This is a genomic window from Bacteroidota bacterium, assembly GCA_039111535.1.
Lineage (GTDB): Bacteria > Bacteroidota > Rhodothermia > Rhodothermales > JAHQVL01 > JBCCIM01.
Map to the genome: position 1 here is coordinate 1 of JBCCIM010000231.1, position 9,562 is coordinate 9,562.

The following is a 9,562-nucleotide window of genomic DNA, read 5'->3' on the forward strand; positions in this document are numbered from 1 at the left end:
AAAACTGTATGCGGATACGGTTGAATAAGCGTTCGATTAAAGGCTGCTTGATTTGAGGGTGATTTGTTCGAATAGAACGGAAAAACGCTTCCAGAGGCCCTGAAAAGCGTTTTTTGCTTCACTTTTCTTTCAAACAGGCTTGTTTGGTCTTTATCTGTTACCTACCTTACGGCAGCAATCGAAGTAGGGGCTGCACGGCTTGTATAGCTAGTCAAACGATCGTGTAGCCCGAAATGCAACCGGGAGAGCTTGCGTTTCTTCTTGCGCCATCTCCACGTTACCCTGAACACGTATTACTTGCAGCTAAGGGTGCCCCCACGCCGTGCTGAGCGTTCAACCTGTCTGGGTTGACACGTTTGTCATTGGTTAAAAGCATCCCACGGTTTTGAACCGTCGATATGAAGCAGAGCCCTTGCCCCCACCGGGTAAAGCGAGCTGTTCGGTTAATGGGACAAAACCCCATGTACGGGATTTTGTCTGCATCTGCTGTGCAGCCAACATATACAGTTATTACAGCAGCTTGCCTCGCAACTGACGTTGTGCAGTACCTGTTGTCCGTTCTTTCGTTATATACACCAGCATGCGGGGGGCGATGAGAACAGGTATAGCTACGACCCTTTTACTTTTGCTGGTTGTACAGGCTGCGTTTGCGCAAAAGCAACTCGTTTCGACAGTTGACTTTGATAGCGAGCTGGTCTACTACCGTCCGCGGATTGCCATGTCTGCCGAGGGGGCGTATGCAGTATCCTGGGAGGCGCTGCGCAAAATGGAAGATGCTGAGGAATGGCAAATCGGTGTGCAGCGTTTTGGCGCGGATAGCGAGCGGTTAGCTGATAAACTCTACTTGTCCAAGTCAGTGGTTTGCAGCGCACAAAGTATAGACGACTTCAATGCGCTGCCTGATGAAATGGAGGATGGGTTGCGCAATGTAGAAATGGATTTCTCTTCAGATGGATTGCTTGTGCTCTCGATGGAGCAATTTCGCCTGTTTAGGGAAGCAGATACCCGGGCGCACAAACAAATCTCCAGTGTCCGTGTGAGTTTGATGGACCAGGGTGGTGAAGAATTTCAGCCGGCTTCTGATGAACCTTGCGTCTGGCGGTCCCACAATTCGATTGAGGATGCCCATAATACAATGCCGCGGTTTGACCTGAGTATGGTCGACAACACTTTTTTTGGCACCGATGGCCGGCAACTCAATGTAATGCCAACGATGTATATTGACCCGGATGCCTGGCGGTACAAAGTCAACCAGACGAGCACAACGCAAGCTGGTAAACGACAAATCAGAAACTGGGCTGATGTTGCTAGCAATGGCTGGTTCAACGTTTCCAGTTGGCAGCGGTGCAGCGTGCAAGACGAGGGGCTGGATCCGACAACCTATAGCAAGCTGGAAGAAGACTGCGATATTGAAATTCAGTTTTTTACTGACCTCTCAGATGTCAACACAGACCGTGCATTGCGCAAATTGGTGGTCAACCAGGATGACACCGCCGGCGTGCTAAACTATCGCCCTGCCGTTGCTATGAATGCCAGCGGCCACAGTGTTGTTGTTTGGGTTGATTTCAGGGAAGGTGAGGCTGGTGATATTTATGGGCAACGTTTTGACGACCTGGGCCGACCCGTTGGTGATAATTTCAAGATTAGTGCCGGCAATGGTGCCATTGATGCCGAAGCAGGTAGCCGCCCGGAGGTTGCTATGCTGGATAATGGGAAATTCTTGGTAGTCTGGACCGAGCACCACGATGATGGCATGCGGGCATGGGGGCGTTATTTTTCGCATGCCGGCCAGCCCGAAGCGACACCATTTTTACTTGACCCTGATCCGTCTTTAGATTCAGGCTTCCCTGATGTAACTTCCAACGGAAAACGTTTTGCTTACACCTGGCTTGTCGATCATGACAAGGTGACGTCGATCTTTGCCAATGTGCCAGGAGTGACCAATATTATCGAACGGACAACCTCGTTTGAAAAACGCGAGCTCCTGCTGAAAGGATACCCCAACCCATTTACCTCTGAAACTACACTGGAGTATTCGCTCAAAGAGCGTGGACATGTAACGCTGGTTATCTATGATTTACTCGGACGGGAAGTAAAACGATTAATAGATCAGCCCCAGGGACCGGGATCATACAGCATCAAACTCGATGCTGAAGAACTTGCTTCAGGGTATTACATGACCCGATTGCAGCAAGGAGATCAAACCGAATCACATCTGCTTGTGAGAACGGAATAACGTTTAAGGCTTAAGATGCGCGTTGCTTGCGGCTTTTAGCTGATGCAGTGTCGCACGCAAGCACAAACTTAAACGTGTAGATTAGCTTTGTCACAGGATATCATTTCCTTTTGATGTATCAACGGTGCGATGTCTTTATTTGTGCAACTTTTTCTGCAACTCGGGCTGCCGGCAATTCTTCTGATTGACCTGTTTAAAAGGGAATATAGCCAGCGTCGGGAGTGGCTGTTGGATGTCGTTCTTGTTGGTGTTTTACTGCTCTTTGTCTTTCAAACGGCCCGCTGGGACTGGTTCAGCTACTACCTCCGTTTGTTACTGCTGCCTGTTTACGGCCTTGTGGCCTATGTTGCCTACCGTTGCATCGATCGCAAAAAGGAGCAACCGGTTGAGCCGGTGAATCCTGTTAAAGAGTACATCAATTTTGGGGTCAAGGGATTCCTGGTTCTCGTTGCTGTGGTTTTTAATCTGGCCATGTTGCGTGGCTCTATTGCGCCGGATGGGGCCATCGAGCTGTCGTATCCTTTGCGGGAAGGTATTTACTATGTTGGCGGTGGTGGCAGCAATCGCTGGATCAACGGCCATAATGCCTATCCACCACAGGACTATGCAGTAGATATTGTGCGCCTCAATGCTTTTGGGAATCGGGCCAGGAGTCTGAATCCGGAAGAACTCAATGCGTATACGATTTTTGGCGACAGAGTTTATGCCCCCTGTACCGGTCAGGTTGTGATAGCTGAAGACGGGCATGTAGATAACATACCGCCGGCGAGAGATACAACAAACCTGGCCGGAAACCATGTGGTTATTGCATGTGAAGGTGCGGAAGTTTTGCTGGCACATATGAAAGAAGGGAGTGTAAAGGTAGAGCCTGGGCAGGATGTGACCGTGGGATTTGTAATTGGACAGATTGGCAATTCTGGGCATTCATCACAGCCGCATTTGCATTTGCATGCGGAGCGTGGTGGTGAAGCGGGTGTGATTCTGGATGGTGAAGGTGTGCCCGTTCGATTTAATAAGCGTTTTCTTGTGCGCAATAGCCTGTTTTCAGGACGCGCCCCGTCAAATTGATTTTTTGAAACGTTCCTGCTGTAACACATGTATGAAGGTGTTACATGGCAACGTGTTGCGCCGCCAGTTGGCCAGTGCCTGGCCCATCGAAAAACGCTACGAGGATGACTTTTCTAAACCCATTACTGCTACTCGGTCTGGCTGCAGCTGCTATCCCGCTGATTATACATCTGTTTAATTTTCGCCGGCCCCAGAAAATTGATTTCAGTTCGCTGGAATTTCTGAAAGAGTTGCAGAAAAGCACCATGCAGCGGGTGCGCATCAAACAACTGCTGCTGCTTATGCTTCGGATGCTGGCCATTGCTTGCCTGGCGCTGGCTTTTGCGCGGCCAACATTGCAAAGTGGACTCGGTAGTCTCGGGAAGCGGGCAAATTCCTCAATGGCGATTGTCATTGATAATTCCAGATCCATGCAACTGCGCGATGCACAAGGTGCTTACCTGGACCAGGCAAAAGACCTGGCGCGGGCACTTGTTGAGCAGACCGACTCGGGCGATGAGATTTTTATCTATACCACCAACGAGTCTGGTGTAAATGCTGCCTCCTATAATCTGAAGAATCTCGCCCAGGATGCGATTGATGATATTGAAATAAGTCCGGCCAGTGATCACCTCTCGGCCGCCTGGATGCGGGCTGCAACAGAAGTATTGGACGCGTCCAATATCAACAAAGAAGTTTATCTGATTTCGGATCTGCAAGAACGGACCTTCGCTGATTCTACGGCACGCATGGGTATGGACGGGGTGCGAACCTATCTCTTACCCGTGGGAGAGCGCACGCAGAATAATGTTGCAATCACCCGGGTCGAAGTTGTGAGTCGGATCATTGAAGTTGGGCAACCTGTCCGCCTGGAGGCCACGCTGGTTAATTATGGCGCTGAGCCTATTGAAGGATACGTGGCGAGTGTATTTCTTGATGGTGAGCGGGTGGCGCAGGCCTCGGAGGACTTGCAGCCAAGAATCCCGAAGCAGCTTTCTTTTACTGTTACCCCCCAGCAGCGTGGCTGGCTTGCCGGCCTGGTACAAATTGAAGACGATGCGTTTGGCAGCGACAACATACGTCACTTCACCCTGCATGTGCCTGAGGAGCGTCAGTTACTGATTGTCCAGGGGGAAGGACAGCAAACAGATTTTCTCGAACTGGCGCTATCGCCGGAATTGACCCGCGGCCGTGTTGCTTTTCAGGTTGAAACGATTCAGGAGGGGCGGCTGCCCATGCAGCGACTTGGGACGTATGATGCCGTAATTTTGGTTGGCCCCAGAAGTTTATCTAGCGGTGAGATTTCTTCATTGAAGACGTACGTAGAAGGAGGCGGCGGTGTATTGTTCTTCCCGGGAGAAGGTGCCATTGCGCAGGATTACAACGGATTTTTATCTGCACTGGGGGGCGGAAAGTTTAGCGGCTTCAGCGGATCAAAGACATCGAATCAGCCGATTGCCTCTTTTGATCGCGTAGATCTCGAACACCCCTTGTTTGAGGGGGTGTTTGATCAGCAGCAGGGCTTCAGGCAGCAAATTTCGGTTGAGGATCCCCTGATCTATTATGTGATGAATTACTCGCCGGCGCGTGGTGCGGAGAATACGCTGATTGCCTTGTCCAATGGTTTTCCATTTTTGCAGGAAGTAAGGTCTGGCAATGGCGGTATTTTTCTCTTGGGTGTAGCACCCGACTTGCAATGGAGTGATCTACCCCAGCGTGGTTTGTTTATTCCTTTGATTTATCGTTGTATGTACTACCTGTCCTCGAATGACGGGGGAGTAACTGATCAGTTTGTTATCGGAGCACCGGGTGAAATACGGTTGTCGGGCCTGGCAGAGACCGCATCGGCAAGTCTCGTCGCGCCTGATGGAGAAGAGATAGTGCCGGAACAGCGCAAACTGTTAGGCGCAACACTCCTCGAACTGGATGAGACCGCACAAACACCGGGTATTTATGATGTCCGTTCTGGAGATAGTCAGGTACGGACGGTGGCGTTGAACCTGGATGTGCGGGAGTCCGACTTGTCTCGACTTGCGTCTGATGTGGCTGTAGACCAGCTTGCCGGTGAAGCAGGTGCGGAGGTCCGTTTGCTCGACACGGCTGCCGCCGGCGACGTTTCTCGCGCTATGGAGTTGTTGCAAGAAGAGCGTACCGGGGTTGAGTTATGGAACGTCTTTTTGCTGCTCGCGTTGATTTTCTTAGTCGCTGAAATGTTGGTGGCGAAGCAATGGCGTCCTGAAGCTGTGCCTGCATAACGCAGTCAGCTGCCATTCACTGGGATCACTGTACAAGAAATCCACTGCGAAGCCTGGCGTATGTGTTGTTTAGACACAGGAGCAAGCGCTTCCAAATGTTGTGTTGTAGGGTTGTATTGGATCAAGAAAATGTGGTATTCAGGTACATGAAAAAGGGCGTTGCTTTTTTTCGTTGATTCATTTCCACCCCTTGTCAATGAAACTAACGGAAAAGTGATTTTTACAGCACACATTCTACTTCTGCTGCTGTTTGTAAGCGCTACCTGTTTGTTGATGGCTGGTGCCGTCATGAGCAGAATGCGCGTACAACCTGTGCGCATGATTTGGTATCGGCGCGGCGTGTTTTCCGGCGTTCGCTGGCCAGGTTTGTTTATGGCAATTTTCCTTGGCGCAGTTATTTACGCCGGCATTGTCGATAGTAGTTTCTATCTGTTCCTCGGTTTGGGTTATCTTGCTGGTGGGGTATGCTGGTGCGTCGCAATGCGTCTCTCTGCAGCAACCATTGTCACTGATTTTGTGATCATTCGGAATATGAGTAGCTGTGGCAATGTCCTGTGCTGGAATCAGGTTGTAGACTTTTTTGTCCGCGAAAAAGGCGCTGCGTTGCAATACACGTTTCTCTACGTAGATGATGAGGGCTGCCATGCAAGGTTTGATGTAGAGGTGCCCCATACATACAATCGCATATTCAATCGCATGGTGTCGCGTAGTATTGAAAAGAAAGTGCCTTATATGCCCGAACAGGCTTACGGGTAACGGTACAACACAGAGGTTATTGATTGGAATCAGCAATTCTTGTCGGCGTAATTCAATCGGGTACAACCAGAGAACAGGTTGATGATTCTCTAAATGAGCTGGAATTGCTTGCGGATACGGCCGGAGCAAAAGTTAAAGACCGGCTTGTACAGTCGCTTGCCCGCATCAATGCAGCAACGTATATCGGGAAGGGGAAGGTAACGGAGCTCAAGGCCATGGCTGAGGCGTATAAAGCCGACATGGTAATATTTGACGACGACCTTTCAACCGTTCAGGTACGAAATCTCGAAAAAATCCTGAAGTGCAAACTATTAGACCGGTCTGCACTCATTCTCGATATATTTGCCAGCCGAGCCAAAACAGCTACGGCAAAAACCCAGGTAGAACTCGCTCAGCTCGAATATTTGCGCACCCGCCTGACCCGGCAATGGACACACCTTTCCCGGCAGAAGGGGGGGATTGGATTCAAGGGGCCGGGTGAAACGCAGATTGAAACGGACCGCCGCCTGATTTCAACCCGTATTTCAACGCTCAAGAAGCGCCTCGATAAAATTGACAAGCAGCGTAAAACGCAGCGAAAAGGCCGGCACCAGTACACCCGTATTTCGCTTGTGGGGTACACAAATGCCGGCAAGTCTACGTTGATGAATACCCTGGCCGATACGCAGGTTTTGGCAGAAGACCGACTCTTTGCCACACTCGATGCGACAACACGTCAGGTAAGACTGGCTCCCAACAAAGAAGTCTTGCTTTCGGATACTGTAGGATTTATCAGGAAACTGCCCCACAGGTTGATCGAGAGTTTCAAAAGTACGCTGGATGAAGTGCGCGAAAGTGACCTCTTGTTGCACGTTGTGGATGTTACCCATCCGCGTTTTGAGGACCACATTGCTGTGGTTAAAATGACACTTGGCGAGTTGGGTGCATTGGAAGTGCCGATGCTCATGGTTTTTAATAAAGTGGATGGGTTGAAAGACAGGGCTATAATAAATGGCCTGAAGCAAGCGTACGAAAATAGTGTGTTCACGTCTGCGTTGCGAGGCATAGGATTGCCGGCATTGAAAGAGCAGGTGCTCAAAGAGATAGAGTCGAGCTTCACCGAATACACTGCACTTATTCCGTTGATGGAAGCGAAAGCAATAAGTAAAATTCGTAACCTTGCAGCCATCGTCTCTGAGGAATACATGTACGCACGGAACGGTAAGCCGGATGTTGCGCCTTTAGCGGTTGCAAAATTAACCTTTCGTGCAGGAGCCTATCACAAAGTAGAGATAGAACAACTGGTCGCGCGGTTTGCCGATTACAAAGTTGTAGAAGAAGCTTGAGCCTGGCTGTGCACTTTGTTGTGCAGCCATGTAAAAGAAAATATGCAAGGGATTAATTTTGTTCGGTGCAGAGGTTGCCTCGGCCCATAATATTTGTTAATCTAGCATATCATCACTTGCCCTTCGGATCTAACTGTTCTTTACACCCGTAATGCAGTATATGATAACTGCCTGATGCAAGTGCCTCGGTTTAAAATGGCTCGCTTTGGTCGATTAGAGCCAGTTTTAGCGATGTGCTGATCACAACTTGCCAGGCCTGGCCCTGTACTCCTGTAACCATGGCCGCGTTCAGTTATCATATGAAGTAGCGTACAGCTTCCTCGGAAAAATTAGTGCCGGCTACTGGCAAATTGGTATGGCGATTGTAGGTTCATAGCTTACACGAAACTCCTGCCAGTATGACAGTATCAAGAAGCATCACCTAAAGGCGTTTTTACTAATTTTGTAAACAGCGTCGACGACACCATGTAGCGCATTGGTGTCCAGATTTGCTACACGAGATTCCATCATGACCATAACGACACTTGTCAGTGAGATAACGCCCCCTCTTCAGCCGAGCGACTCCGTCGAGCACGCGCTTGGTTTGATGTTAGAGTTAAGGGTGCGTCACCTCCCGGTTGTTTCCAACACGGGCAGGCTAATTGGTCTGATTTCTGAAAATCAGCTTCTTGATGCGATGGGGCCAGATGCGCCGCTCGAATCATTGCTGGGGCTGGAGCCTGTGAGTGTGAGCCCGGATACGCACGTATTCGATGCAACCAAAGTCATTGTTGACCACAAATTAACCGCGCTACCCATCGCCACGGAAGATGGGAGCTATATGGGGCTTGTGAAGCGCCACAACATTTTTGAGCAGTTTGCCAGGATGTTGTCTACCCAGGAATCCGGCGCCATCATCGCGCTTGAAGTTGATCGACGGGATTATTCGTTAGCGCAGCTTGCCCATACCATCGAACAGAACGACGTCAAGATCCTCTCTACCGCAACCGAGACCCCGGATTCAGCAGACGGTAAAATGAAAGTTACCCTCAAACTGAACGTCAATGATACGTCTCGTGTGCGGCATATCCTTGAGCACTATGGCTATCATGTAGTTGCCTCCTTTAGCGACGACCGCGACGACGACGACTTTAAGAATCGTCTGCAGGAGTTCATGCGCTACCTGGAAGTCTAGAGCGCTTCATCTGTCAGATATTTACCGCTGCACGCTTTCTGCGCCACTGGCCGGGCGTGCCCCTTCTATCAGAGAATCATCCTGTTCGAGATAGCGCCATCGCCTTTGCCCTTTGAGCCGGCGTGGCGTCCAGGGCCGTTCGTCTACCACCAATTCAACCGTTTTTATGCGGGTCCGTGTGTCCTGTTTGTAGCGATAACGCACGCAGATTAGCTTGTCACCGTACTCATGGACGAGGCGAATGGTGCCACGGGCACCGGGGCGGAGGGTAACCAGGTTAGACATAGATTCGTTGGGTTTTGTGCGGGTATTGCAAGGGATTTTCAGAGATAGACACCTGCAGGCTTACATACATACCCTACTGCTTTTGCCTCACCCGCCCCGACGTGTTCAATGCACCTCAAACGTGCATATCCCCGCGTTTGCATAAGTTGAAATAAACCAATGAGATAGGGCATCTGGGCCCCGGGCTACTATTGCCTTCTTTTAATCTTCATCCAATACTTCAGGAAGAGAACCGGATAGGCTTCTGTGCGTTGGAATTAGCCTGTTAAATATGCGTTTTTTGCCGTATTTTGAGGGTAAATAACGTGACCGGCAAGACCGGTGCGTTTTGTTTGGTTCACGACTTTGTGAACACGGCAGAATTGCTAACCCTGAACCCTAAACAGGGAATCTATGAGTACTGAAGAAAAACCCGGAAATAGCGGGTATGGCGCATCTAATATTCATATCCTGGAAGGACTGGAGGCGGTTCGCAAGCGGCCGG

At 50.0% G+C, this 9,562-nt stretch carries 7 protein-coding genes; 6 read left to right on the top strand and 1 reads right to left on the bottom strand.

The features are described 5' to 3' along the window. The first annotated feature begins 592 nt into the window (after positions 1–592). From AAF564_23755 to AAF564_23780, 6 genes are all read left to right on the top strand, one after another. On the top strand, positions 593–2,236 hold the full coding sequence (locus AAF564_23755; GenBank protein ID MEM8488584.1) for a T9SS type A sorting domain-containing protein: 1,644 nt from the start codon (positions 593–595) through the stop codon (positions 2,234–2,236). Positions 2,237–2,365: 129 nt separating this feature from the next. Then, on the top strand, positions 2,366–3,304 hold the full coding sequence (locus AAF564_23760; protein MEM8488585.1) for a peptidoglycan DD-metalloendopeptidase family protein: 939 nt from the start codon (positions 2,366–2,368) through the stop codon (positions 3,302–3,304). A gap of 104 nt (positions 3,305–3,408) precedes the next feature. After that, positions 3,409–5,538, top strand: a complete 2,130-nt coding sequence (locus tag AAF564_23765) for a BatA domain-containing protein (protein MEM8488586.1) — start codon at positions 3,409–3,411, stop codon at positions 5,536–5,538. Between the two features lie 288 nt (positions 5,539–5,826). Beyond that, positions 5,827–6,294, top strand: coding sequence for a hypothetical protein (locus AAF564_23770; GenBank protein MEM8488587.1), 468 nt, complete (start codon positions 5,827–5,829; stop codon positions 6,292–6,294). Between the two features lie 23 nt (positions 6,295–6,317). After that, positions 6,318–7,619 carry a GTPase HflX gene (gene hflX, locus AAF564_23775; GenBank protein MEM8488588.1) on the top strand — a complete coding sequence of 434 codons (1,302 nt, stop codon included), beginning with the start codon at positions 6,318–6,320 and terminating at the stop codon, positions 7,617–7,619. A 508-nt stretch (positions 7,620–8,127) separates the two neighbouring features. Further along, on the top strand, positions 8,128–8,793 hold the full coding sequence (locus AAF564_23780) for a CBS domain-containing protein (GenBank protein MEM8488589.1): 666 nt from the start codon (positions 8,128–8,130) through the stop codon (positions 8,791–8,793). 21 nt (positions 8,794–8,814) lie between these two features. Here the strand turns inward: AAF564_23780 and AAF564_23785 are convergent, their stop codons facing one another. Then, complete coding sequence (locus AAF564_23785) at positions 8,815–9,078, bottom strand: hypothetical protein (protein MEM8488590.1); 264 nt, start codon at positions 9,076–9,078, stop codon at positions 8,815–8,817. Positions 9,079–9,562 lie beyond the last annotated feature (484 nt).

Excerpts from the sequence above, each read along its gene's own strand:
- AAF564_23755 (MEM8488584.1), top strand. The coding sequence starts at position 593 with ATGAGAACAGGTATAGCTACGACCCTTTTACTTTTGCTGGTTGTACAG.
- AAF564_23760 (MEM8488585.1), top strand. The coding sequence starts at position 2,366 with ATGTCTTTATTTGTGCAACTTTTTCTGCAACTCGGGCTGCCGGCAATT.
- AAF564_23765 (MEM8488586.1), top strand. The coding sequence starts at position 3,409 with ATGACTTTTCTAAACCCATTACTGCTACTCGGTCTGGCTGCAGCTGCT.
- AAF564_23770 (MEM8488587.1), top strand. The coding sequence starts at position 5,827 with ATGAGCAGAATGCGCGTACAACCTGTGCGCATGATTTGGTATCGGCGC.
- AAF564_23780 (MEM8488589.1), top strand. The coding sequence starts at position 8,128 with ATGACCATAACGACACTTGTCAGTGAGATAACGCCCCCTCTTCAGCCG.
- AAF564_23785 (MEM8488590.1), bottom strand. The coding sequence starts at position 9,078 with ATGTCTAACCTGGTTACCCTCCGCCCCGGTGCCCGTGGCACCATTCGC.